This window comes from Colwellia sp. Arc7-D, assembly GCF_003061515.1.
Lineage (GTDB): Bacteria > Pseudomonadota > Gammaproteobacteria > Enterobacterales > Alteromonadaceae > Cognaticolwellia.
In genome coordinates this window covers 3973174-3999692 of sequence record NZ_CP028924.1, presented here as the reverse complement: position 1 = coordinate 3999692, position 26519 = coordinate 3973174, and the positions used below count along the sequence as shown (strand labels likewise).

Annotated in this window: 25 protein-coding genes and 1 pseudogene; 10 read left to right on the top strand and 16 right to left on the bottom strand. The window is 38.1% G+C overall.

Annotation, left to right across the window (positions count from 1 at the left end; genetic code table 11):
- Positions 1 to 72 precede the first annotated feature (72 nt).
- The 13 genes and pseudogenes from DBO93_RS17350 to DBO93_RS17290 form a co-directional block, all read right to left on the bottom strand.
- Positions 73 to 2187, bottom strand: coding sequence for a hypothetical protein (locus DBO93_RS17350; protein WP_108457447.1), 2115 nt, complete (start codon positions 2185 to 2187; stop codon positions 73 to 75).
- A gap of 44 nt (positions 2188 to 2231) precedes the next feature.
- On the bottom strand, positions 2232 to 2885 hold the full coding sequence (locus tag DBO93_RS17345; RefSeq protein ID WP_108457446.1) for a single-stranded DNA-binding protein: 654 nt from the start codon (positions 2883 to 2885) through the stop codon (positions 2232 to 2234).
- Positions 2886 to 2945: 60 nt separating this feature from the next.
- Positions 2946 to 3314: a DUF3802 family protein gene (locus DBO93_RS17340; protein ID WP_310733241.1), complete on the bottom strand. Its 369-nt coding sequence runs from the start codon at positions 3312 to 3314 to the stop codon at positions 2946 to 2948.
- 144 nt (positions 3315 to 3458) lie between these two features.
- Complete coding sequence (locus tag DBO93_RS17335) at positions 3459 to 4253, bottom strand: DUF1338 domain-containing protein (protein WP_108457445.1); 795 nt, start codon at positions 4251 to 4253, stop codon at positions 3459 to 3461.
- Positions 4254 to 4488: 235 nt separating this feature from the next.
- Positions 4489 to 5961: a succinylglutamate-semialdehyde dehydrogenase gene (gene astD / locus DBO93_RS17330; RefSeq protein WP_108457444.1), complete on the bottom strand. Its 1473-nt coding sequence runs from the start codon at positions 5959 to 5961 to the stop codon at positions 4489 to 4491.
- Between the two features lie 57 nt (positions 5962 to 6018).
- Positions 6019 to 7036: pseudogene (gene astA, locus DBO93_RS17325) on the bottom strand (arginine N-succinyltransferase).
- Positions 7037 to 7107: 71 nt separating this feature from the next.
- Entirely contained in the window at positions 7108 to 8322 is a 1215-nt protein-coding gene (locus DBO93_RS17320) for an aspartate aminotransferase family protein (protein WP_108457443.1), read from the bottom strand.
- Between the two features lie 461 nt (positions 8323 to 8783).
- On the bottom strand, positions 8784 to 9929 hold the full coding sequence (locus DBO93_RS17315; protein WP_108457442.1) for an HDOD domain-containing protein: 1146 nt from the start codon (positions 9927 to 9929) through the stop codon (positions 8784 to 8786).
- 63 nt (positions 9930 to 9992) lie between these two features.
- Positions 9993 to 10613, bottom strand: a complete 621-nt coding sequence (locus DBO93_RS17310) for an aminodeoxychorismate/anthranilate synthase component II (RefSeq protein ID WP_108457441.1) — start codon at positions 10611 to 10613, stop codon at positions 9993 to 9995.
- Positions 10614 to 10744: 131 nt separating this feature from the next.
- On the bottom strand, positions 10745 to 11806 hold the full coding sequence (locus DBO93_RS17305; protein ID WP_108457440.1) for a hypothetical protein: 1062 nt from the start codon (positions 11804 to 11806) through the stop codon (positions 10745 to 10747).
- Positions 11803 to 12576 (bottom strand): 5-oxoprolinase subunit PxpB, encoded by a 774-nt coding sequence (gene pxpB, locus DBO93_RS17300; RefSeq protein WP_108457439.1) that lies wholly within the window; start codon positions 12574 to 12576, stop codon positions 11803 to 11805. The genes DBO93_RS17305 and pxpB overlap by 4 nt, the downstream gene beginning before the upstream one ends.
- A gap of 2 nt (positions 12577 to 12578) precedes the next feature.
- Positions 12579 to 13328 (bottom strand): 5-oxoprolinase subunit PxpA, encoded by a 750-nt coding sequence (locus DBO93_RS17295; RefSeq protein ID WP_108457438.1) that lies wholly within the window; start codon positions 13326 to 13328, stop codon positions 12579 to 12581.
- A gap of 14 nt (positions 13329 to 13342) precedes the next feature.
- Positions 13343 to 14551, bottom strand: a complete 1209-nt coding sequence (locus tag DBO93_RS17290) for a YcbX family protein (RefSeq protein WP_108457437.1) — start codon at positions 14549 to 14551, stop codon at positions 13343 to 13345.
- Between the two features lie 218 nt (positions 14552 to 14769).
- Between DBO93_RS17290 and mpl the strand changes: the two genes are divergently transcribed.
- Both mpl and DBO93_RS17280 read left to right on the top strand, forming a co-directional pair.
- Positions 14770 to 16137 carry a UDP-N-acetylmuramate:L-alanyl-gamma-D-glutamyl-meso-diaminopimelate ligase gene (mpl, locus tag DBO93_RS17285; RefSeq protein ID WP_108457913.1) on the top strand — a complete coding sequence of 456 codons (1368 nt, stop codon included), beginning with the start codon at positions 14770 to 14772 and terminating at the stop codon, positions 16135 to 16137.
- 90 nt (positions 16138 to 16227) lie between these two features.
- The gene (locus DBO93_RS17280; protein WP_239059033.1) at positions 16228 to 16890 is read left to right on the top strand and encodes a flavin prenyltransferase UbiX; all 663 of its coding nucleotides are present in this window, start codon (positions 16228 to 16230) and stop codon (positions 16888 to 16890) included.
- A 209-nt stretch (positions 16891 to 17099) separates the two neighbouring features.
- On the opposite strand, the gene DBO93_RS17275 is transcribed toward DBO93_RS17280, so the two are convergent.
- Positions 17100 to 17393, bottom strand: a complete 294-nt coding sequence (locus DBO93_RS17275; RefSeq protein ID WP_108457436.1) for a hypothetical protein — start codon at positions 17391 to 17393, stop codon at positions 17100 to 17102.
- 284 nt (positions 17394 to 17677) lie between these two features.
- Here DBO93_RS17275 and DBO93_RS17270 point away from each other — a divergent pair, with 284 nt between their 5' ends.
- The 3 genes from DBO93_RS17270 (at position 17678) to DBO93_RS17260 (ending at position 22639) form a co-directional block, all read left to right on the top strand.
- Entirely contained in the window at positions 17678 to 20968 is a 3291-nt protein-coding gene (locus DBO93_RS17270) for an amidohydrolase family protein (RefSeq protein WP_108457435.1), read from the top strand.
- A 259-nt stretch (positions 20969 to 21227) separates the two neighbouring features.
- Positions 21228 to 22172, top strand: a complete 945-nt coding sequence (locus tag DBO93_RS17265; protein ID WP_108457434.1) for a DUF523 and DUF1722 domain-containing protein — start codon at positions 21228 to 21230, stop codon at positions 22170 to 22172.
- Between the two features lie 47 nt (positions 22173 to 22219).
- Positions 22220 to 22639: a GNAT family N-acetyltransferase gene (locus tag DBO93_RS17260; protein ID WP_108457433.1), complete on the top strand. Its 420-nt coding sequence runs from the start codon at positions 22220 to 22222 to the stop codon at positions 22637 to 22639.
- Positions 22640 to 22822: 183 nt separating this feature from the next.
- Here the strand turns inward: DBO93_RS17260 and DBO93_RS17255 are convergent, their stop codons facing one another.
- Positions 22823 to 23590: an SDR family oxidoreductase gene (locus DBO93_RS17255; RefSeq protein ID WP_108457432.1), complete on the bottom strand. Its 768-nt coding sequence runs from the start codon at positions 23588 to 23590 to the stop codon at positions 22823 to 22825.
- 115 nt (positions 23591 to 23705) lie between these two features.
- Between DBO93_RS17255 and DBO93_RS17250 the strand changes: the two genes are divergently transcribed.
- From DBO93_RS17250 to DBO93_RS18730, 5 genes are all read left to right on the top strand, one after another.
- The gene (locus DBO93_RS17250; RefSeq protein WP_108457431.1) at positions 23706 to 24044 is read left to right on the top strand and encodes a winged helix-turn-helix transcriptional regulator; all 339 of its coding nucleotides are present in this window, start codon (positions 23706 to 23708) and stop codon (positions 24042 to 24044) included.
- 317 nt (positions 24045 to 24361) lie between these two features.
- Positions 24362 to 24640, top strand: coding sequence for an antibiotic biosynthesis monooxygenase family protein (locus DBO93_RS17245; protein WP_108457430.1), 279 nt, complete (start codon positions 24362 to 24364; stop codon positions 24638 to 24640).
- Between the two features lie 30 nt (positions 24641 to 24670).
- Positions 24671 to 25039, top strand: a complete 369-nt coding sequence (locus DBO93_RS17240; RefSeq protein WP_108457429.1) for a hypothetical protein — start codon at positions 24671 to 24673, stop codon at positions 25037 to 25039.
- Positions 25040 to 25088: 49 nt separating this feature from the next.
- Positions 25089 to 25700 carry a DUF2238 domain-containing protein gene (locus DBO93_RS17235; protein WP_108457428.1) on the top strand — a complete coding sequence of 204 codons (612 nt, stop codon included), beginning with the start codon at positions 25089 to 25091 and terminating at the stop codon, positions 25698 to 25700.
- A gap of 9 nt (positions 25701 to 25709) precedes the next feature.
- Positions 25710 to 25871, top strand: a complete 162-nt coding sequence (locus tag DBO93_RS18730) for a hypothetical protein (protein ID WP_162533820.1) — start codon at positions 25710 to 25712, stop codon at positions 25869 to 25871.
- Positions 25872 to 25904: 33 nt separating this feature from the next.
- Here DBO93_RS18730 and DBO93_RS17230 read toward each other — a convergent pair whose 3' ends face one another.
- Positions 25905 to 26444 (bottom strand): NAD(P)H-dependent oxidoreductase, encoded by a 540-nt coding sequence (locus DBO93_RS17230; protein WP_108457911.1) that lies wholly within the window; start codon positions 26442 to 26444, stop codon positions 25905 to 25907.
- Between the last annotated feature and the right edge of the window lie 75 nt (positions 26445 to 26519).

Below are 26519 nucleotides of genomic sequence, written 5' to 3'. Positions count from 1 at the left end.
ATGTTAATTTTTCTGTCAATGTTTTAAAAAATAAACAGCTAAACTACCTTGTGCTGAAATGATCATGTCGACTTAATCGTTAGCTAGATGCTTTAAAACTTTTGCTTTCGCAGCATTGAATTCAGTTTCAGATAAATAACCTTGTTTTTTCATCATCACGAGTTTGTCTAAGTCTGCAACAAGTGTATTTTCTTCAGTAGCGTCGATTGAGCTTTTAGTTGTACTAGGTGCCTCATGAGTACTATCAATAAGACTGTTTATCGATAAATCAATATCTTGGGTCGCTTCTGTTGAGTTATCTTCAAAAACTTCACGTTCTATAGCTTTTACGGAAACTGACTTGTTTTCACTAGGCGAAACAACCTTTTCAGGTATCGGCTTAACTTTTATTTTGCGTTTAGTGGTTAGTGTTGGGTTGATATGCTGAGCCAATAGCCATTGCCAATCGATAGCTTTATCAATTACTTGTTGATATTTTAGCTTGGTATGGCGAATATTTCCTACGCGATAATAAAGACATATCATATAGTGCTGTTTTTGATCGTCGGTTAAACACAATTGAATTTTTCTGTGTTTGTCATTAATCATTTTTATACGGTGTTCACTACCAAATGCCGCTAAGACTAAGCTTTCTAATTCGTTTGAGAAAGCTTGTGTTGTATCGGCACTGATGGTTGAAATAACCTCATCGTTTAATAATATTTCACTGCATATCAATGACGATATTGTTAAGTTCTTTTCAGGGCTCTTGTTATGTCGTTTATAAAGCGATATTGATTTAGTTTCCATATCGATTTCAAAGTTAGCCCATTGTTGTTGGAAAAAACCTTGTTTCTTAGTGTTTGTGCTTCTGACATACCAATATGTGCCTGTTAAAATGAACACAAAGCAGAATAGTATCAGCAAGATACTTTGGCTATTTGAACTACTCGGTAAATCTTGCTTTTTACCTACGTTATTAACAACTGCAGTAGGCTTTTTAATGCTATATAAACGTTGTTGACTATGCTCAAGCAGTAGTAGTTCGCCATTATGTTTTTGGTGTAAACTGAATTTGGATTGTTTATTGGTATTATAGTTGATGAGCTTATGCGAAATCTTAGGCGTGTTTCCCGCATCATCAGTCGAATTTATGGTTAATGCTTGCAACTGCCAGTCATTTTCTTTCTCTTGCAAATGCAGGACTTTCCCCCACAACTTTTTTAAATCTCTGCCTTGATAAAGTAACGTTTTGTGCTTTGTATCCAATATAGGCAAGTGCTTTTTTATCTTTTCTTGTGGAATAGCTTCACGCCAGTCTTCACCTATTTTAGCTTCAATAAGCAAACTTGAGTCAGGTTGGTTAAACTGTACAAGCAACCTATACGCACTTTGCTTTATCCAGTCAAAATGCTCAGTTTTCTGTCCTGCAATGAATATAATTTCATTTTGAATGTCAGCTGTTTTTGAGAAAGGGTTATTAGTTGGAACCGTATATTTTTGTAAACCGTATTTTTCAGGTTTTATCCGCAATATAGACCCTGCGTAAAGCGCTTCGTTTTTCAACGTTTCATTACGGGCAAGCGCAATAAAAAGTAAACCAAAATCATCATGCCAAGGTTCAATATAAGGATTGAAACTAAGTTGTTTAATGGGTTCATCAACTTCCATAATGGCAATTCGCATAACTTCATATTGTTGACGTACCAGAGGTTTTGTTCGAAAGTTGTCTACTTTCCAGCGAACTAAAACAGTATCGTAAAGCGAATTAACTTCAGCGTTAATAGGGGCTAACTTCGCGGTTGATGGTTTACTTGCCTCAGTATGAGCGGTGTAAAAAGTGTGGTAGCCATCTCGATCGCGATAATGGAAGTTGGGGTCTAAGGTAATTGCGGTTAAAGCTACAATATTAGGGTTTTTAAGCGCTAACTTTAGATCGAAAAATGCAGAGGAAGATACTTGGTTATTATGTATTTGATAAATTTTTCCCGCTTGTGTTGCGATGAAATAATGATCCTCATCACCTAGAACGGGTAGTACGGTTTGCCATTGGTCATTATTTAATGCCGCCTTATCAAGATTTGCTATTGTTGATAATTCCAATTCATTTATTGTTTGTACTTCAGCATTGGCGGTGAGATTAACAATAGCCAGTATTATGAAAAGAAAGCCTAATGTACCCTGCTTAAACCCGCTGCCTTTTTGCATAAATATAGTACATCCCTTGATGATTTATCATAGGCAGCTATTGTTTAATCTTTAGCAATTAAAACAGCTTGTTGGGCATCTATGAATTGATTTTTATTCTTATTATTAAGATAGCTTAATTTCCCGTCAACTACTATTTGATCATTTATTTTTCCATGCTCGGCCAAGTAAAGTGCTTGTTTGCCCCAAACATGTATTGGTCGCTGTATTGTCACCGTATGATATTTGTGAGTTATCGCTGAAAATATTTGTTGCTCAGACTCTACAATTACTTCTGTTAGCTCTTTATTGTGCTCAGTAGTGAGTACGTTAATATCAGATATTATATTACCACTATAATGAATTTGGTTTATGGATTGAGCATAACCTTTTGGAAATGTTTGGGCATAGGTTGCGTGAATAATTTCACGATTATTTTTTTTACTATTAATTAAGTAACCTTGCACTAAAATAATATCACCCTTATCGGCGTGAATAAGTGCACGTTCAACAATGTCACCGATGACTTTTACCGTATGGTAACTCGTCCACTCTTTAAATTTATTATTGGCTTTATCAAACCACCGACTATGGGTAGCTAAGGTAAATTCTGCAAAAGCTACAACGGGATTGGCTTGATAACGAATGTCAGGCTTGTTTACTAAATTACCTAATAAGGTAACGGTACATAAATGATTTTGAGGTAATTCAGCTAACATAAGGCTACTTGTGATAATAGGAATAAGGTCGTCGACAGTTTATTCAGTGCAAAAGAATGACTATAGTATAAGCTGCTTGTTAATTTCAGTATCAAATAAATTTTTAATGAGAATAGCAAATTCTTTTATAAATACAGACTGCTCATTAGTTACTGGTTTGTTGATCACACCAGATAAAATTTCTTGTAAGTCATAAACTATAACATCAATTTCTCGAATGATGGTATTTCGTTGCTCAAAGGTTAAGTCTGGGTTTTGACTGCATAAAGCAATAATTTGCGCACCCATTTCAAGTTCAATAACTTCTAACACTGAGCTAGTGTTATTATTAATATTTGTGCTGTTTTCGAATAAGCTTAAATGAGCGGTTAAATATTCAATAATATGAATATAGCCCTCAGTGTCAGTAATCATTTTCGTTTCTATCATATTTTATTCTTACTATACTTTAAGGTAAATCATTAATACAAAACTGAAATATAAGTGAATGTTTTAAACATAGTATCTCATATAGGTAAGTGAAAATTGACACCTAATCTTAGCAAAGTATAGGTGTCCTGAAAAATTAAACCATTATGCAGCGTTGGTGCTCTCAAAAATTTTGTCAGCAGAAGCTGCAACAAAACCTGTGTATAGTTCACCGCTTGCCATTGGGTAGCGTTTGGCAAATTCATAAAAGCAGCTTGGAATAGCTACTGTTTTATCTGAAAATTCAACCATTACGTGGTCAGCCATCGTTGAAGATTGCTCAAGTTTAACTGCTTCATCACCTTTGATCTCACCACCTGTAGTGTTGAGCTTAAAACCACCGACTTTAACGGCGTCATTAACCGCTTCAATAGAGTCGTAATTGGCTAAATGATTTATGCTAACCGTAAAGTGGTTTGCGCGGTAGCCCCATGCAGCAACCCAAGCGGCATATTCACTTTCGCTGAGTAAATCTAAATACTCTTGATGACTAACTTTCCAGTGTGTACCTGAGTATAAAAAACTATCAACATTGATATCTGCTTGGTCTATACCAGCAACCATTTTTTTGATGATTTCTTGAACACGTGGAGAAAATTCTTCTACTAATAGCTCACTAATAAATACTTTAGGTAAACTTGTATCGGCATGCTCAAAGTGCTTAGCATATAACTTTTTAGCTTCGAAGTGGTATTCGCCACCTTCTGTGTAGCCTAAGTTAAGTAAATGTGCTGAAATTTTTTCGATATTAACTTTCGCAATATTAAAGGTGCGGTAAGCAACGTGATCGTTGATCAGGTCGTCCCCGTTGCTTAAAAGTTGATGTACTTTACCTGCCGACGGAGTAACTTCTAAATAGTTTTGCCAAATGTTGTTAAATAAATCTTTAACCGGTGTCATGTCAATTTCCTAAATACTTAAATAAAATGAGTGTCAATATCCCATGCAGGCTGAGTGATATGTAAGGCTATTTAGTCAATCTTTCAATGATGCATTGAAGATATATTTGGGACAGCAAGTTGAACAACCACTCAGAACTGGTGGCTATATTTGATCGATATTTTTGAAAAAGCTGGGACGGATCCCAGCTTTTTTTAATGGGCAGTAATGTTTCATTTCGATGCGTTTTTACTGGTTATTTAATGGTTAAACCAGGGCTTAACGCAGCGGGTAATGATACTTTTTCCGCTTCAACTGATGCTACAGGGTAAGCACAGTAATCAGCGGCATAAAATGCACTTGCTCTGTGGTTACCACTCGCGCCAATACCACCAAACGGTGCAGCACTACTAGCGCCAGTAATCGGCTTGTTCCAGTTTACAATGCCAGCACGAATACGACGGAAGAAGTGATTGTATAAGTCTTCGCTATCACTTAATAAGCCAGCCGATAAGCCGAATGAAGTATTATTTGCTTCATCGATCGCCGCGTCAAAATCAGTATAACGGTAAACTTTTAATAATGGACCAAAGTGTTCATCATCAGGCATTTCAGTAATATTTGTTACATCAATAATACCCGGAGAGATAAAACCTGTACCTTCTTCAAGGTGTTTCATCATAACAATTGATTCAGCGCCAAGGTCGAGTAGTTGTTGTTGTGCTGCAACTAAACCTAATGCGGCTTTTTCAGAAATCATTGAACCAATAAATGGTTGGTCTTCATCGTCAAAGTAGCCAATTTTGATGGCTTGTGTACTAGCAACAAGTTTAGCTAATATAGCATCGCCTTGTGGGCCTACTTCAATGAACAAGCGGCGAGCACAAGTACAACGTTGACCTGTCGTAATAAATGCCGATTGTAAAATGTCGTGTACTACGGCATCTATATCACTGACATCTTTGATCACTAATGGGTTATTACCGCCCATTTCAAGTGCTAAAATTTTACCCGGTTGACCACCAAATTGTTCGTGTAAAAAGTGACCTGTTGTTGAGCTGCCCGTAAAGAACAAACCGTCAATTTGTGGATGGTTTGCCAATGCTTTACCCGTTTCAACTTCACCTTGAACCATATTGATAACGCCAGCAGGTAAGCCAGCTTTTAACCAGAGTTTTAAGGTTTCTTCAGCAACCATAGGCGTTAATTCGCTTGGCTTGAATACCACGGTATTGCCAGCAATAAGTGCAGGAACAATATGACCGTTTGGTAAATGACCAGGGAAATTATAAGGGCCGTAAACGGCAACAACACCATGAGGCTTATGACGAATAAATGCTTTAGCACCTGGCATCGGGTTTTCAACAGTGCCAGTACGCTCTTCGTTTGCGCGAACAGATATTGCTATTTTACCGACCATAGCGCCCACTTCTGTACGAGTTTCCCAAAGTGGTTTGCCGGTTTCAAGTGCAATAGTGGTAGCAAATGCTTCTTTGTGTTCAGTTAATAGCTCAGCAAATTTAACCGCAATCGCAATACGATCTTCAATCGGCGTGTTAGACCATGTTTCAAAGGCTGCGCGCGCTGCCATAACTGCTTCGCCAACTTGTGCTGGAGAGGCTGTTTTACCTTGCCAAATTACTTGATTTTTAGCTGGGTTTTTTGAAAAAATTTCATGGCCTAAACCTGCTGTCCATTGACCATTAATAAGTTGTATATTGTGTGACATGTTTATTTCCTCTGTGCGTATAGCGCTCATGAGTGTAATTATGAGTAATGTTTATGGTTAGTTTGAAACTAGGCGCACCCAGTCTCCTTCGTTAACCATTAATGCCTCGGCAACTGCTTGTGTTATCACCACTTGATTAGCGGTATCACGCAGTAATATCGGGGCTTGAGTTGCTCTAAAATCTGCAACCTTGTCATTACAAATGATATATTTATTGTCTTTTGCAACTTCGCCAATGATAACTTGACACTTTTTGCTCTCACGTACTGTTTTAACTGATGCTGTTTGTGTTTCTACCGTTGGGGCCGGCATCAAAAATATCAACATAGCCACGACGTGAGAAACCTTCAGCTTCGAGTAATCTTAACGCCGGTACAGTTTTTGGATGTACCTTGTTAATAACTCGTTGTGCTTCTGGGCTTAACAAGTTGACGTAAATTGGGTATTTAGGCATTAATTCAGCGATAAATTCTTTTTTACCAATACCTGTTAGATAGTCAGCCGTAGGGAAGTCGAGCGAGAAAAAGTGCTCTTCTAGCCATTTCCAAAATGGTGAAGCACCATCTTCGTCTGAAACCCCACGCATTTCTGCGATAACTGTTTCTGAAAAACGTTCGGTATGCTCTGCCATAAATAGAAAGCGAAAACGTGATAAAAAACGCCCGTTACGATTCTTACGATGACTTTCACTCAAAAATAAAGTGCAAATTTCAGAGGCACCTGTGTAGTCATTACATAACGATAATGTTTCAACAGTATTGTATATATTAAGCTCACGAGAGCTATGCACAACTTTACCTAAGTGGTAATGATAAAATGCATCATCCAAACCAACAGCCGCTTCAATACCACTGGTGCCGACAACAGCACCTGTTTTGGTATCTTCCATCACAAACAGGTAACCTTCATTACCGGGTTCAGTAACTGTGCTTTTGAAAGAAACCTCAGCGTGAGCAATACGTTTTTTCAGTAGATTTTCGTTGACCGGCAGTGATGTAAAACCGTGTCCTGACTCCACAGCAATACGATGCAGTGCATCATAATCACTACTTTGAATAGGGCGTATTATAATCATAGAAAACTCTCAATGAGACGCTCAAATACTATTGTTGATCATAATATTTGAGCGCTATAATAATGGGTAACTTACTTAGTTAATTTAGCTACTGCTTTTTCAAAACGTACTAAACCTTCAGCAATATCTTCATCAGGAATAACTAATGAAGGTGCAAAGCGTATAATGTTAGCACCGGCAACAAGTGTCATTACGCCTTCGTCCATCGCGGCATTTAAAAACTCTTTTGCTCTGCCTTGGTATGCGTCAGTTAAGACAGCACCAATTAATAAACCTTTACCACGAATTTCACTAAAGACATTATATTTTGCGTTAATGGCATTTAAACCTGCAACATAAAGCTTAGCTTTGGCTTTAACACCGTTTAATACTTCTGGAGTATTTACGGTATCAAATGCGGCTTCTGCAACAGCACAAGCTAATGGGTTACCACCGTATGTACTACCGTGTGTGCCAACTTTAAGGTGTTTGGCGATATCTGTTGTTGTGATCATCGCGCCGATTGGAAATCCGCCGCCTAGTGCTTTAGCCGTGGTTAAAATATCAGGTGTAACACCTAAGCCCATGTAAGCATATAATTCGCCTAAACGACCTACGCCTGTTTGAACTTCATCAAATACTAGTAGTGCGTTATGTTGGTTACAAAGTTCACGAACACCTTTGGCAAATTCATCCGTAGGTGAAACGATACCGCCTTCGCCTTGAAGTGGCTCCATTACAACGGCACAAGTTTTGTCAGACATAAGCGCTTTTAAGCTGTCTAGGTTGTTGTATTCAGCGTGATCTATATCACCAGGCTTAGGACCAAAACCATCAGAATAAGCCGCTTGACCACCTACAGTAACGGTGAAGAATGTACGACCGTGGAAACCTTGTTTAAATGCAATGATTTGAGATTTTTCAACGCCATAGTTTTCAAGTGCCCAACGACGCGCTAGCTTTAAAGCGCCTTCGTTTGCTTCAGCGCCTGAGTTAGCAAAGTAAACTTTATCAGCAAAAGTATTATCCGTTAATTTTTTTGCTAAACGTAATGCCGGCTCGTTGGTCATCACGTTTGATAAATGCCAAATTTTATTAGCTTGTTCTGTTAATGCGCCAACTAAAGCTGGGTGACAATGTCCTAAACAGTTAACGGCAATACCACCGGCAAAATCGATAAACTCACGATCTTGTTGATCCCAAACACGCGAACCTAGACCGCGAACAGGTATAACAGCAGATGGTGAATAGTTTGGCACCATAACATCATCAAATAACTCACGATTTACTGGGAAGTGGTTAGACATTGTAAATTCCTTATATATTTAGGATATGTAATCAATAATTGTGTAATAGCTTTGTAATAGCCAATGCTAGCAAAACTAAATGCATTAACGAGTGATGCATTATTTAAATGCACAACAAATTAAAATAGGCACGGATTATGACAGAAAAAACAGACAGTGTCTTGTCAAAGTGCGCTGAAGCCCTTGTAAAATAAAGGATGCTCCGTTTTTATTCATTTTTACTGCATAACTATATTTGCTGTGTTTTTACACTCTGTGGCTAGTTATTAGCGTTATATGTCACCTAAGCTGATCTGTAATTACTTATCGTGTTTCATAATTAATCAAAAATAATTTTTCGATTTGAGCATTTTTGGTAACTTTAATCGCTGATATTTGATAAACAGCGGCAGAATAAAGGAGATAGCGCCTTATATTAACAATAAATAGTTATTAATAATGAGCTGATAGTGAAACAAATATTAATTAAAAATGAGTTTGATGTGATCGATATCACTTTTCTTTAATAAGGCAATATCAGTTTTTGTCAGTCGACCAGCCATTAATAAAGTTTTGGCTTCTTCAGCACTAATAAGGTCTTCTTTTGCCAAGCTTCTAAACGCAACATAGGCTTTGGCTTTGGTAACTAATTTTGCAATTGGACACATGTTCTTAGTTTCTGTCGCGTAAGCAAGATCAAATAAAGGCTCAGTAATTTGTAAGCGATCAAAGCGCATAAGCTCGACCATATCAGCCGCTACTTTACTGCTGCGCTCGAGTAATTGTTCAAGCAATAAATCTGGTGCGGTATCAAGTGTTTGCAATATATCATGTAGCTTTTTATCTTTATTCTCGTATGAAGCACGTAAATCTTTATTGTAAAGCTCGCTGTAAGTATCTAAAAATCCGCGTGTTACGGCTAATAAACCTAAATTGCTAAGCATGCCTGCGGTAAACGCGGTGAATTCATCTAAGCCTTCTTCTTTCGCTAATCGCTGAGAAGCAAGCGCAATAGATAGGCTATCGTTCCATAATTTGCGTTTCATTAATGGGTAAGGAGATGTGCTTGTTGGCAACCAATGCTTTAGCATAAATGTAGGCATAACCAATTTTAGGTTGTCTAACCCGACATAGCTTAAGGCTAAGCTCGGCTCAGTAACCTGTATGTCTGAGCGTTTTCGATATTGAGGTTTGTTGACTAAATTAATTAAGTCGTTACAAAGCCAAGGGAGTGATTTAGCTAATGGCGTGATGCGATTAATACTGGCTGCTTTTACCGCTAATATTTCCATGATTGAAGGGGCGGCATCTTCAATTTTTAGCACGTTCGTGTAGAGATTTTCTTTGTTATCGAACACTTTGTTGACTTGAGTATTAACACGCTTAAAAAATTTATTTTTAACTTGTGCTTTAAAGTGTTCTGCACCGTGTGCTTGAATAATTTTGTTTTTGTTGGTTTCTTCTTCTACTGCTAGCAACTCACGTCGGCGATTAAATTGCTCACTGTTTTGATGCTTAGTCATATTAATTTTACCGTTTTTTTGATTGGCAAAATCTTTACTTATCGCAAGGCTTAGTACGCGACTGTAGATAGGGAGAACTAATTTGTTATTTTCAAATATTTGCATCAGAACTTCATTGTTAGTTTTTGTGAATAATCTAAAAATTCGAAGGTTAGTTAAGTTATCGACCTATTGGTGTATATCATTAGGCGAAATTTTATCATCTATTTGATCCGCGTATTGGTCAATAAAATTTTGCAATAATTGATGACCTTGCTCTGTTAACACCGATTCTGGATGAAATTGCACACTCGCAATAGCTAATGTTTTGTGTCGCAAAGCCATTATTTCTTGTTGATTGTTTTCAGTTACCCAAGCGGTTATTTCTAGCACATCAGGTAAAGAATGTTTATCAACAATTAAGGAATGATATCGAGTAACTGTTAATGGCTGTTTTAGCGCGCTAAATAACCCTTGTTCATTATGACTGATGAGACTAGTTTTTCCATGCATTACTTTATTTGCTTTAATAACTTTAGCACCAAAGTGCTGGGCAATACATTGATGACCTAAGCAAACACCTAGTATGGCAATGCGGCCTTTAAATTTTTCGATGATTGCCAGTGACAAACCCGCCGCATTTGGATCACAAGGGCCAGGTGAAATCACAATATATTGTGGTGCCAATGACTCAATTTCAGCTAAGCTGATTTCATCATTTCGACAAACTTTGACATCTTGCCCTAGTGCCTGAAAATAATGTACTAAGTTAAACGTAAAAGAGTCGTAATTGTCGATCATTAATAACAAAAAAATACCTGCGTAAAACTGAATCGTAAACGGGCGTTATTCTAATCTTTTATTGGAAGCCATTCTACCTTTAGCTTAGTTTTGCCCGTAACCGCTCTATTTAAGGTCTTGATTTAGGTATTCATAAGAAATTAAAGGCAGAACTTTTGGTAAAATGCTTTTAATTGTTGCTGAGCTTGTTGGTTGCTAATAACAGTGAAAGATACTTTTTCGCCCGGACGCATTTGGCTTAATCGAAATAAATCTGTTTGCATTACGGTGCCAAGTACTGGATAGCCGCCCATGGTTTGTCGCTCTTTCATTAATATGATGGGTTGTTCGTTGTCAGGAAACTGCACCATGCCAAAAGTTACAGGCATTGATAATAAACAACGGTTACGTAACGGCTCTGAAAGAATTTTTTCGTTAGCTGAGTTAGCGGGTGATGTTGGTGAATGCGCTACACTAAGCCGATACCCCATGCGGTTACTATCAGGTGAAATATGATATTTAGTGTTTAAAAATTGTTGTTGTTGCTTATGGCTCATTTGAGAAAATAACTTACTGGGCATAATGCGTAAAGTGAGATTTTTATGTGCGTAAAATTGAGTCGGCGCTTTAGTTGGCTTGTTTGCGGCTAAGGCTTTAGTTGTTTTTACTGCAGACTGAGTTAATAACTTACTTTGTGCTGGAAAGAACAACTTACTGCTCATTGTTAACTTTTTAGCGGTAAAACCTAAGGCCATTTCATTGATGGTTTGAGAAAAGCTCCCTAACCAAGGTTGTTGTGCTTCTTGGCAGGTAAAACCACCGAATACCGCTATATAAGTATACAAACCGGTTTTGGGCATAGCCAAATCAAGAATGTCGCCAGCTTGCAATAGATAGCATTGCCAGTGAGTAATTTGTACATTATTTATTTTAGCTTGGCAGTCCGCACCGGTTATCGCCAATGTACAGGCTGATTTGGCTTCAAAGCTTACTTGTCCAAGAGTAATTTCTATTGCGGCACAGTGGCTTTGTTTATTTTCGTTTTTTACTTTAATGCCATTGGCTGATAATGCTTCGGCAATGATTTTATTCGCACTTAAAAATGCGAATTCATCGGCGGCACCGCTAGCACTAAACCCTAAGTGCTGTGCATTAAGTCGACCAAGATCTTGAATGCTTGCCTGACCATTAATACTGATTATTTCAAGGTGATTTTGGCTCATGCTTTTACACCTTTTTGTAGCGCTATAAATTCAGCTTTAGTGATGGCATAAAATTTTACATTTTGTCCAACGTTTATGGTGGCATTAAATTGGCCATTTTTACTTTCATACATAGGCAGCGGCGTTTGGCCAATAATGTGCCAGCCGCCAGGGCTCTCTATCGGATAAATTGCACTTTGCTGTTCAGCAATAGCAACCGCACCTTGTGGTACTTTCAAACGAGGAGAGGATTTTCGCGGTAAATGTAAAGTTTGAGGTAAGCTCGCTAAATAACAAAAACCGGGGGTAAAACCCAGAGCAAACCCATGGTAGATATTAGCGCTATGTTGTTTAATAACGTCATCCATCGACATATTGCAACGTTGCGCTACCTCAGCTAAATCCCACTGTTGGTCAATGTCATAGTAAACCGGAATGTTGATGCAGTTTGTATTGTTATCTTTTAGCTCACCACTATTATCATGGTCTTCACTAATGAGATGATCTTTAATAATGGTTTGAATTTTGTTAATAAGTTGCGAGCTGTCAGTTAATAGTGGGTTGAAATAAACCATTAAACAATGATAACTCGCCACGGTTTCTATGATCAACGCGTCTAATTTCTGCACAAGAACTTTTTGCAATGCGATAATTTGGTTGTGTTGTGTTAGTGATATTTTGGCTTGCCAACTCAGTAATAAAGCGTTTTCGGCGACTATTTCAAAGGCAATAGCCTTGTTATCGCTGTCGTATTCGCTGTGGCTATTTTGTAGGTGATTCACTTTAGTCATACTTAGCCTTTGGCGACTGTTTGTGTATCAATGGTTGATCGCAAAGCTTTAATCATAGCCAAAGCATTGGGCGTATCACCATGAACACATAAAGCATCAATGTGAAATTGTAGAGGTTTTTGGCTAACACTGAGTAAAGGCTGATGATTAAGTAGTGCTTGGCAGCGTTTAACAACTGCGTGATTATCACTTAAAACCGCGCCAGTTTCAGTGCGAGGCACTAACAAACCGTTATCTAAATAGGCGCGATCAGCAAAGGCTTCATAATAGAGCGCAATATGATGTTTTTTTGCTATGTGATCAAATTTCTCGCTGTCACTTACCGCTTGTATCATCAGTGATAAGGGTTTATTTCGGCTTTGATTTAACTGTGATATAGCGAAACAAATATCTTCAAATAAAACGGTGTTTTTCATCATGTCGTTATAGAGTGCGCCATGTGGTTTAACATAATCAAGCTGGGCATTTTCGACCGAGCAAAGTGCTTGCAAAGCCCCTATTTGATATTGCACATTAGCGATTAATTCACTATTCGATAATTGCATGGTCTTTCGGCCAAAGTTTTCTATATCGGGATAACTGGGGTGAGCGCCAATGATTACGTTATATTGCTTGGCAAGTTTAATGGTTTTTTTAATCGTCAGTGGATTAGAACCATGAAAACCACAAGCGATATTTGCCATATCAATCAATGGCATAATATCGGCATCGTTGTTCTCTTTAAACTCACCTAAATCACAGTTTAACTTCATTGCTTATGCCTTCTTTAATCTTCACTTATGTGACGACGTTGTCGTTGTGGATGACTAATAACAACATCGGTAAGTGGTGTACAACTGCAACTTAATACATAACCTTGCTGTTGCTCTTCGTCGGACAAACCATCTTGACATATTTGATCTACTTCACCTTGTTCTAGTTTTACTTTACAACTACCGCACATACCGGCCCGACATGAATACGGTAGTATTAAGCCAGCGTCTTCACCTTGTTCAAGCAATGTTTGAATGTTATTGCCCGTAATAGTTTTATTAAAACTACTAAATGTTAGTACCGGTTTGCTTGTTTTTACGCTCAAGTTAGTCTCCTGGTTGGCTGAGGTCGTCGCCTCTTTATCTGAGGAATTGTTCGTTAGTTTGTTTTTAATGTTGAATATCGGGCTTGCTTGAGTGTTTAACACTTCAACTTTATCACTACATTTAATCTGACCCTGATTAAGCGCAACTAAGTTTTGCCCAAATAAAATATCGCCATTAGCCAACTGACGGTAGTGTTTTAGCGTTTTTAAAGGCTCTTGCTGGGCATGCTTTTCAGCAGTTTCAGGATTAATGGTGGTAAAAATACAACGGGTGCAAGGTTTAGTTATTTCAAACTCTACTTCGCCAATACGAATATGTTGCCACGTATCTTCAGCAAATGCGTCACAGTTATTCACCACGATATTAGGTCTAAATTGTGCCATGGAAATAGGGTTGGTGTTGCGCTTATATTGACCATTTAAGCTATCAAGCGATGCTTGTGAAATCAGCAATAAAGGGTAGCCGTCTGCAAAGCCTACTTGACTGCTTTTATTTTTAACAAAACGCTGAGAGTCAGCGCCAAAAAAAAGTAACTGGCAAGGTTGATTGAGGTAGCGACTAAACCATTGATTAATATTATCACGACATTGTTGAGCATTAATGGTGTCTTGCCAAATATTCACGGCAACATAATGTTGGCTAAGCTGGCGATAGTCAATCAACAAGGTTGGCATGTCAGGCGCAGTAATAATAATACCCGTTGAGGTTAAATTCGCCTGAATTAAACACAAACTTGGCTGCGTGCGTGCGGTGAAAAATTCACCTTGCTCGCTTGCAACCACAAAACGACGGTCAAAGGCTAAACCGTGCTCTTCAACCCAGCTGTTTGATAACTCAATACCCGCGCTAGACTTAATAGGATAAACATAGATATTTTGCAGAATAGCTTGGCTCATTAATTCTCTCTACAACTAATTAGGGTGATACCAATGAACTTAATAATGACAAGTAAGCCCTTCATATTTCGGTAAGTAATAATCCTCTTGATAGTGGGCAAAATGCATTGATTTTGCAATATGTATTTTTGCTAGATTAAGGTATATTGAGCCCATTGTGATTTAAACCTTAGCTCGAACTAGCATACGTTGTGTTAGAGCTAACAAAATGGGCTTTTATGCATCTTCATATATTAGGCATTTGCGGTACTTTTATGGGCGGTATTGCCGCCATTGCTAAACAAATGGGTTTTCGCGTTTCAGGCTGCGACGCCAATGTTTATCCGCCAATGAGCACTCAACTTGAACAACTGGGTATTGAATTAAAATCAGGGTATTTAGTTGAACACCTAGCGGATGAACCCGACTTAGTGATTGTGGGTAACGCTATGTCGCGCGGTAATCCTATGGTTGAATATGTACTCGATCGAAAAATTGCATATACCTCTGGACCACAATGGTTATTAGATAATGTGTTGAAAGATCGTTGGGTACTGGCTGTTTCAGGTACGCACGGCAAAACTACAACTAGTTCGATGCTCACTTGGATACTGCAATATGCAGGTATGGAGCCGGGTTTTTTGATTGGTGGTGTGCCGCAAAACTTTGATTGTTCTGCTCGCTTAGGTAATGCGCCTTTTTTTGTTATTGAAGCTGATGAATACGACACGGCATTTTTTGATAAGCGTTCTAAGTTTGTGCATTACCGCCCCAATACTTTAGTAATTAATAACATGGAATTTGACCATGCCGATATTTTTAATGATATCAGCGATATTCAGCGTCAATTTCATCATCTTATTCGTATGGTGCCGAGTAATGGTTTAGTGTTGTCACCTAAAAATGAGTTAGCTATTACTGAAACATTAGCCATGGGGTGTTGGACACCTACTGAATTTAGTGTTGACGAAGCACATAAATCCTCTGGTTGGCATGCTGAAAAATGTATCGCTGATGGCAGTGAGTTTATTGTGAGCTTTGAAGGTGTAAAGCAAGGGCAAGTTAAGTGGGCACTTATTGGCGACTTTAATATCGACAATGGTTTAATGGCTATTGCAGCGGCGCGTCATGCGGGCGTGACAACCGCTGTAGCTATTGAAGCACTCGCTAGTTTTGTTAACACCAAGCGCCGATTGGAGCTTAAAGGTGAAGTGAATCAGGTAAGAGTGTTTGACGATTTTGCTCATCATCCTACGGCTATTTCTAAAACGCTGGCAGGTTTACGGGCAAATGTTGGTCATAAGCGTGTCATCGCGATTTTAGAGCCAAGATCAAATACCATGAAATCAGGTGTGCATAAAGACACGCTAGCAAACTCACTGGCTGATGCGGATATGGTCTTTGTTTATCAAGGCGAGCAAGTACAATGGTCGGTTGAGGCATTAATTGCTGATTGTAAGCAACCTTGTTTTATTGGTGAAAATATTGATCAAATGGTGAGCGATATTGTGGCAAAAACCACAAAAGGTGATACGTTAGTCGTGATGAGCAATGGCGGTTTTGGCGGTATTCATGAAAAACTGTTATCCGCGCTTTCTCAGTTATAATAACCAATAAAATAAAGATTCATGAGTGATCAATTCATTCATGTATTGAGTATAGATACAGTTAATTAACGTTACCCTTAAGGTGCATGTGTGCAAAATAAAGCAACCACAATTAATAATAGTAGTGAATTTAATCAGAAAATAACCTTAGCGATCACTGGGGCTTCAGGCTCGGCTTATGCGTTGCGATTATTAGAATGTTTAGTCGCGGCAAACTATCAAGTGTATTTACTGTGCTCAAGTGCTGCTCGTGTGGTTTTTGATACTGAAGTTGGTTTAAAACTACCAAGTTCGCCCGATGCTGCTAGTCAGTTTTTTACTGAAAGATTTAATGCGAAGCCTGAGCAAATTATTGTTTTTGGTAAAGAACAGTGGTTTTCTCCGGTAGCCTCAGGCTCTGCTGCGCCAAAAACTATGGTGGTTTGTCCTTGTTCTACCGGCACACTTGCTGCCATTAGCCAAGGTATGAGTGACAACCTGATTGAGCGCGCTGCTGATGTCGTGATTAAAGAACGCGGGCAATTAATTTTAGTGCCGCGTGAAACGCCTTTTTCAACCATACATTTACAAAACATGTTGTCGTTATCACAAATGGGCGTAACCATTATGCCTGCCTGTCCTGGTTTTTATCATCAGCCTGAGTCGATAAATGACCTGATTGATTTTATGGTGGGCCGAATGCTCGACCATTTAAATATTGAGCAGTCAATTATGCCGCGCTGGGGTTATCAGTCAGCCAAACAGAGTAAATAAAGTAAGTAAATAAAGCGCATACCAGATTTGCCTGGCAGGCTTACTAAGCTGTTATGAATTTTATTGAAATGAGTATTACAGACCTATTGTATTCAATTGATATTAATAGGCCTGCGTAGTTAGCTTTAGCTATATTGTTATAAATTTATAATGCTAAATTAAGTCTTTAAAGTAACGAGCTTTACGTAAAGGTTTAACTTAGCAGGGCATTATTCAGCGTTTGCTGTAGCTTTGCCTTTTGCTTTTAGAATTTTAATATCTACTCCATCAAGCAATAACATCACATCAGCCAATAACCTTTTAAGTTCAGTCACTTCAGTGGGGATGCTTTTCTTTATTTTTTGCACATAGGCTATAGCTTCACGATTTTGAATAACTTCTAATAAAATTTTGAGTGTTTCTGTATCGTTTGGGTCAATTTTGGGCAACTTTTTTTCACTAGCAGCATTGTAGAGGGCGTAGGTGGTAATTAAGTTTGCTTGTGCTTCTTCTAGTCTTTTCATAAAAATCAGTCCTTGTTTTTATTGTTATATAACCGCTACTTTTTAACATGCAAATAGCAGGAAGTTGAGAACAGTTATAGCGTTTATCTACCATACTGAAAAATATAAAAATTGTCTATTTTTTCTGCATAACATCGACATAGTAATAGCGATTAACTTAGGTCTATGTAACGGGTGTTGAACGGTAAATAGCGACTATTTGTCGCATTCGACTTAAGTTTTTAAGAATGATGTGTTGTAGTAAGGTTATAACAATAATTTATATAGCTGATTAGGTTAAATATATGTCTAGATTTACTACTCGTATTACTTCACTTGCACTTAGCATTGCCCTGGTAACAGGTGTAACTCATCAAGCTTTTGCTGAAGAAAATACAGCAAAAACACCCGAAAAGGCCAAAGCTGAAAAATGGTTAGTTAATAGTCCGCAAGGCAAATTTACCACCGCCAATATTGATGTTCGCCAAGGTACTTGGATGAATGTTGATATTAGCCCTGACGGAAAAACGTTAGCATTTGATTTACTTGGCGACATTTACACCTTACCCATTGAAGGTGGTGAAGCTACAGCGTTAATGACCGATATTGCTTGGCAAATGCAACCGCGCTTTAGTCCAGATGGTCAACACATTGCTTTTACTTCTGATGAAGATGGTGGTGATAATTTATGGATTATGAAAGCAGATGGTAGTGCTGGTAAAGCAGTTAGCTCGGAAACTTTCCGCTTATTAAATAGTCCTGCTTGGTCACCTGACGGCAATTATATTGTTGGTCGTAAACATTTTACAGGATCGCGTTCTTTAGGGGCTGGCGAAGTTTGGATGTACCACAAAACTGGTGGTAACGGCGTTATGTTAACAAAACGTCCGAATGAGCAGAAAGATTTAGGTGAACCTGCATTTTCTCATGACGGTAAATACGTGTACTTCTCACAAGATGCGACACCGGGGAAAACCTTTCATTACAGTAAAGATTCTGAGAAAGGCATTTATAAAATTAAGCGCTTAGATCTTGAATCAGGCGAGATTAAAGTGGTTATTTCAGGCAAAGGTGGAGCAATACGCCCTGTACCTTCACCTGATGGTAAATACTTAGCCTATATTAGCCGCGATGATTTCCAATCTAACTTGTACCTATACGACTTAAAAAGCGGTAAAGAAAGTCTTATTTTTGAAAACCTAGACCGTGATATGCAAGAAACGTGGGCGATACACGGTGTTTATCCAAATATGGCTTGGTTGCCAAATAGTGCGGGTATGGTGTTTTGGTCAGGTGGAGAAATTAACAAACTCGACCTTAAAAGTAAGAAAACAACCGTTATTCCTTTTCACGTAAAAACCGAGAAAAAAATCCAAACGGCATTACGCTTTCAACAAGATATTGATCAAGACAATTTTGACGTGAAAATGTTACGTGATGTTGAAATATCACCTGATGGCAGCAAGGTGGTTTATGAATCAATGGGACATGTTTATGTTCGTGGCATTGCTGATGGAAAAGTCAAAGGAAAAGCTAAACGCTTAACAAAACAAAAATCGCATTTTGAATTAAACCCTAGTTTTTCACGTGATGGCAGATCAATTGTTTACAGCACGTGGAACGATAAAAAACTTGGCGACATTCGCATCGTTTCATCACGTGGCGGTAAAGGTCGTGTGTTAACCGAGGAGCCTGGTAAGTATGTAGAGCCTAGCTTTTCGCCTGATGGAAAAAACGTGGTATTTCGCAAAGTTTCTGGCGGATATATTACTGACCCAACATGGGGCTTAAATCCAGGTGTATACACAGTTAATATTAAAAAAGGTACGCCTAAATTAATTACTGAATCAGGCGTGTTGCCACATTTTGGCGCTAAAAACGATCGTATTTATGTTTTACGCAACGGTGAAACACCTCAGTTGTTCAAAGTAAGTTTAGATTCGACTTTAGGTGCTGAGAAGGAACAGGCTATCTATCAAGGTAAGTTTGCCACCGAATATAAAGTTTCACCAGATGGTAAGTACTTAGCTTTTGCTGAACGCTTTAAAGTGTTTGTAACGCCATTTGTTGAACGTGGCCAAGTGATTGATATTGGTCCAAAAGCGCAAAACTTACCGGTTGAGCAATTGTCTGTACGTGCTGGCGAAGGCATAAACTGGAATGGTACATCTAATCAATTGTATTGGAGTTTAGGTCCTGACCTATACCAAGCAAATGTTGGTGGTTTATTTGATATAAAAAACAAAACAGAGCTTGCGAGTAGCGATGCTGAAAACACTGATGAACAGGCAAAAACGTCGTCAACACCTGCACCGGTTAAAACTTATTTAGGCTTTAAAGAAAAGGCGGATAAACCTTCGGGACGTGTTGCTTTTGTTGGTGGTAAAGTCATCACAATGGAAGGTGAGCAAATTATCGAAAATGGCGTTGTGGTTGTCGAAGGTAATAAAATTATTGCTGTCGGTAAAAATGGCGAAGTAGATATTCCTTCAAATGCGAAAGTGATTGATGTTACAGGCAAATCGATTATGCCAGGCTTAATTGATGCACATGCACATGGTCCACAAGGTAGCGATGAAATTATTCCTCAACAAAACTGGAAAAACTATGCGGGTTTAGCCTTAGGTGTAACAACGGTTCACGATCCGTCGAACGACACCACTGAGTTTTTTGCTGCTAGTGAAATGCAAAAAGCAGGCGATATTGTAGGCCCACGCTTATTTTCTACTGGTAGTATTTTATACGGTGCAACCGCTGCTGGATATACTTCACATGTTGATAGTTTGGATGATGCTAAATTTCATATTGAACGTTTGAAAAAAGCCGGTGTGTTTAGTGTTAAAAGTTATAATCAACCTCGTCGTAATCAACGTCAACAAATGATCCAAGCAGCACGTGAGGCTGAAATTCTAGTTGTACCTGAAGGTGGTTCATTACTGCAGCATAACTTATCGATGATTATTGATGGTCATACAACCTTAGAACACTCTATTTCTACTGCGAAAATTTATGACGATATTAAGCAATTATGGTCGCAATCTGAAATGGCCTACACGCCAACTATGGGTGTAGCATACGGTGGTATTTCAGGAGAACATTTCTGGTATGACACTACTGATGTCTGGAAACACCCACGTTTGAGTAAGTATGTACCTAGTGAGTTTTTAGATCCGCGCTCAATGCGTCGTACTAAAGCGCCTCATCATCATTACAATCACATTAATGTGGCAAAAGTTGCCAAAGAGCTACAAGATTTAGGTGTTGTGGTTAACGCTGGCGGCCATGGTCAACGTGAAGGTTTAGCAATGCACTGGGAAATGTGGATGATGGCACAAGGTGGTATGACACCATTAAATGCTATTCGAACTGCAACCATTGCACCAGCACATACCTTAGGTTTAGATAGCCAATTAGGTTCGCTTAAAGTGGGTAAACTTGCCGATATTTTAGTGGTAGATGGCGATGTCAGCAAAGATATTCGTTTATCTGACCGTGTTGTTTATACGATGGTTAACGGCCGTTTGTATAATGCTGAAACCATGAATGAAGTGGGTAACTACGATAATAAGCGTGCTAAGTTTTACTTTGAAAAATAACCTTTCAACGTTGTTTTATTAAAGTATCTAGATAAAGCCCAGTATTTATTGGGCTTTATCTATTCTAGTTACATGTAAACCCCATTCCTTGAGCGTCATTAGTGTCTTTGGATTGCTGTTCCAGCATTGTCTTTATTAGCTATTTCATTGTTGAGTAAATTTTTGTGAGTAGCAATATCATTTAAATGATTAACTTAATTAGGCTTTTAGTTATACTGAAATTATATAAAAAATAAAAACTTAGTTAAAGGGAACGAATATGGATAACAAAATATCAATTGGCATCAGTAGTTGCTTATTGGGCCATAAAGTACGATTTGACTCGGGTCATAAAAATAACTCTTATATAAATAATACCTTAAGTGAATATTTCGATTTTATTCCGTTTTGTCCAGAAGTGGAAATAGGCTTAGGTATTCCTCGTGAAACCATCCGTTTGGTTTTGCTAGATGATAAGGTACATTGCGTTGGCTCAAAAAATCCTGATTTAGATGTAACGGATCGACTTAAAGATTGTGCTGAAGAACAAAAAACATGGCAGCAAAACCTGAGCGGTTATATCTTGAAAAAAGATTCACCCAGTTGTGGTATGGAGCGCGTGCGCCTATACAAAGGTGATATGCCTGATCGAATTGGCGTTGGCATCTACGCTCAAAAGCTAATGGAAAACTATCCAAATTTACCAGTTGAAGAAGAAGGCCGGTTAGGTGATGCGATATTACGTGAAAACTTTATTCAACGAGTGTTTATTTATGCGCGTTGGCAAAAGCTAGCTTTAGAAGGACTTTCATTACAAACACTGAACCGCTTTCATGCCCAGCATAAGTATATTTTTATGAGCCATAACCAAGCTATGGCTAAAGAATTGGGGCATTGGCTAGCGCAAGCTCATGCTGAAGATCCGAGCGAAGTATTGCCGCAATACTTAACCAAAATGATGACATTACTCAAATTAAGAGCGAGCCGGAAGGGTCACGTAAATACCTTACATCACCTACAAGGCTATTTGAAAAACTTTATTAGTGCTGATGACAAAACTGAATTGGTTGATATTATTGACCAATACCGCAATGGTTTGTTGCCACTTATTGTGCCGATAACATTATTACGCCATCATTTTAGACGCTTTCCAAACGACTATATTACCGACTCTTATTATATGAAGCCTCACCCTAAAGAGTTGATGTTATTAAATAGTTTATAAAAAACCCACATAACAATGTAAGTATTAAACCTGCTCAGGAAGAAGCGTTGAAAATAGAAGTTATTGAAAATCCAGCAACAGAGTTAATTGCATTTTTAGACGATAAAATTGCTGAATTTAACTGGGCGAATTGGGAAGTAAGTGAACGTAAAGCGATTGCTGTAAAGTTAACCGATGAAGATGGTGAGGTTATTGCTGGCGCGGCAGGGCGAACATTTGGTGATTGGTTAATGATCAATACTTTATGGGTGTCAGAAACTCTGCGAGGCCAGCAAGTCGGCAGTAAAATATTACATGAAATTGAACAAGCAGCACAGGCGCGAGGTTGTAATAAAGCTTTACTGGATACGTTGAATTTTCAAGCGATGCCATTTTATGAAAAACATGGCTACCAAGTTCAATGGACACAGCAAGGTTACCCAAAAACTGGCTGCAGATATTACATGATGAAACAGCTTAGCTTATAAACATTGTGAAAAAGCGCTAGTTGATATTTACATTCGTTTATCGCACTTTTATCACACTTTTATCACAACAGGGTTAGATATCAGGGGCAGATAACAGGGCTGTACAAAAAGGAGAAGAGATTAACTCGACTCCTTTTTATCTATCAATATTAAGCGTTATTTAGTGACTGAAAGTTTTATATTTTAGTTTCTACCAGCCATGACACCACCGTCATGATCCCAAATAGCACCGGTCACCCAATCTGCTTTATTACTCAGTAAGAAACTAACACTGTTGGCGATGTCGTCAGCTTGACCAATTCTTCCAATTGGGTGAAAGGCATCTAAACCAGCTAGTGCAGTGTCAATATCTTTTGGCTCAATAAAAGAATGATATATAGGTGTTTTTACAACAGCAGGAGCCACGGCATTAACCCGAATATTAAATTCGGCTAATTCCATAGCCATATTCTGAGTTAATGAATGTAAACCTGCCTTCGCCATAGAGTAAGCTGAAGATGGGGTTGCCTTTATCGCTTGTTTAGCCCACATAGAACCAATATTTACAATTGCGCCAGACTGATACTTGATCATATTCTTGGCAACGGCTTGTGAGATGAAAAATGTTGCACGATTTAACTCCATATATTGATCGTATACCTCGTTATTATGTTCAAGAAAGCTAGTCGGTTTAAAATAACCAGCAGCGTTTACTAAGTAATTTATATGTCGAGGTAATGTGTTGATATATTTATTAAAATCATCTACTTGGATTTGGTTATATAAATCTACTGAATATGTTTCAATGCGGGTTAACGCAGAAAGTTCTTGTTTAACTGCATTAAGCTTGTCGCTGTCACGACCAACAATAATAAGCTCAATTCCTTGCGCGGCTAGCTGTTTTGCTGTTGCTAATCCCATTCCACTTGAACCACCGATAATAACGGCTAATGTGTTTTTCGAAATACTCATATTTTACTCCAAATTATTGTCTACAATTGCTAAAGTAAGAGCAGTTTAGCGAGCAATTTTACTTGTTGAAAAGTAGGCACAAATTAGTGGGGTAGGTACTTTTGGGTACATCTTTATGAATAATAATGAAAAAATAATTTCAAGAAAAACACCTCCTTTGGACAGCGCACGTATGGTTGAAACCATATATGGGTGTAAATGGTCTTTAACGGTTTATCAATTATTGTCTAATGGAATTAATCGCCCAGGTGAAATGGTGCGTAATGTTGAAGGATTAACGACAAAAGTGTTAAATGTTTGTTTGAAGAAAAATATTGAATTTGGCATTTTAGAACGTTTGAGTTTTAATGAATTGCCGCCACGTGTGGAATACCATGTGACTACATTCGGAAAGAAATTTTTAACTATTACTGAGGCTTTAGAACAATTACAACGAGAAATTGATAATAACTAATGTATGGTAAGGTCGAGTTGAGCCTCTGTCTCTCTTAATATCATTACATTAAAAGTGGCTTGTTAGGTTTTAAAGCACATGATTGTTTATTTTAATCAACGTTTGTTTAACTAGGTTGTTCGGGGTTCGGACAACACGTGTGCTAATGGCGCTCATGTTTTGCATTTCCCTAGTCTAAATACTAAATACTAAATACTAAGGAATATGGATTGTAAAAAGAAGAAAGCATTCAATTTTAATAACCTGAAATAATACATGAGCTAGCAAATAAATACGTTAGCTGTTTATGATGAAATAATGAGCTTTAAGAGGATACTATGAACATAACCCGCATTAACGAATTTACTGCAGCAGCTGAAAAATCAGCCGAACTTTTTTCATTTTTACAAACCCTTGTGCCTTATATTTCAAGTGCTGAAGGCTGCATTTCATGTCAGCTTTTAAAGCATAATGAACACAGCGATCAGTTTATGATGATAGAGCGTTGGGTTGATATAGAAAGCCACCAACTTGCCATCACCAACTATCCACAAGATGAAATGCAAGCAGCGATGAGCTTGTTTGGTGCCGCGCCTAAGGGAAATTATTACAAGTAAGATAAAGCAGAAAAGTAGACGGTACTTTTTATGATATTGATCACGGGTTTTGGTCTAATGATGATGGCGTTAAGTTTGTTGATGATCATCAGTCCTCATGCTTTTTCAAAAGGTATTATTCGCTTTAGCCAGCTAACATACTTTCATATTTTCGAAATGATGAGTCGGCTATTTTTTGGTGTGGTTTTTGTTTATTACTCACCACTAACATTGGCGCCTACTATCAATGTAGTGTTGGGATACTTGATGTTAATTGCTGCCGCCACTTTATATGTTGTGGGCGCAAAAAAACATCGAACATTTGCGCTGTGGTCGGCGACAAAGTTTAGATCTACATTTAGATTTTTTGGTCTATTCTCTTTAATTTTCGGTGGTTATATAGTTTACACATCGATATAAGTATTACTTAATTCGTTAGTGTTTTTTTATTTATTCAATGGTATTTAACATGTTAAAAGTTCTTTGGTTAACGCTTTATTTTATTGTTTTGATTTGGTCGGGTATAGGACCGAAAGATCAATTTACGTGGTTTTTAGAAGTATTACCGGCCATTATTGGCTTGGTGTTAATGGTCATAAGTTTCAAAAACTTTGCGTTAACACGTTTACTTTATAATTTTATCTTACTGCATTGTATCGTCTTAATGGTGGGCGGACACTACACCTATGCGGAAGTGCCGTTATTCGATACCATTGCTAATTGGATGGGATCTGAGCGTAATAATTACGATAAAGTTGGTCATTTCTTCCAAGGTTTTGTACCTGCTTTACTGGCCCGTGAAATTCTTATCCGCAAAGGCGTTGTTAATGGTAGGGCTTGGTTAAATGTGATTATTGTTGCTATTTGTTTAGCTTTTAGCGCATTTTATGAATTAATAGAGTGGTGGGTGGCCGTTGCTTCAGGCGAAAATGCGGAAGCATTTCTGGGTACACAAGGTTATATTTGGGATACACAATCAGATATGGCATTAGCATTAGTTGGCGCGATTATGTCACTTATCTTACTCGCTAAATATCATGATCGACAACTCGCTAAATTAGTCGTCAACAGTCAACATTAAAGGGTAAATATGAAATTTAAATTATTATTTCTTATCATCATTGTGTTTACTCTTGCTGCTTGTAGTTCTTTTTCTGTCTGTAACCAAGGTGCAAAAGTAACGGTGGGTAACAAAGCTAAGCAACCCGATGTTATTGTAAACGGACAAATTAACGCCACTGATAAATCCTAAAGCTTATAATAAGCTTTAGGATCTTATTGGCTGCTATGCAAGTAAGCTTTGCACTGCGGCTTTCAATTTTAAATCTAACTCAGTATTGGTTAATGAAGCCTTATCAGTATCAAAGTTGTCGAAAAAGCTAGGCACAGATAACGAAGCTTTTACTTCCCCAGAAAAATAAGGTGCTGAGCCTGTAGCTGCGGCTAACACCGTTACTGCGCCGCCTGCGCCCGGTGAAGTGGCCAGTAATAACATTGGCTTACTTTGGAAAAGTTTTTGATTGATGCGTGAAGTCCAGTCAAATAAGTTTTTATAGGCTGCACTGTAACTACCATTATGTTCAGCAAAAGAAATAATAATGGCATCACTCTCCCCAAGTTTGTTAAAAAAGGCTTTTGCCGCTTCAGGTTGGCCCAATTCAGCTTCTTTATCTTGACTAAAAAGAGGGAGTTCATAATCATTTAAATCGAGTACTTCTACTTCAATACTTGGGTTGATTTCAGTCGCTAAGCGCCCGGCATACATGGCAAGTTGCTTATTGATTGATTTACTACTGGTACTGGCACCAAATGCGACTATTTTCATATTTACACCTTTGTTTGTTGTATTTTTTACTGCTTTTAATAACATTACTCTACAGTGTGACAAAAGTTAGGTAAA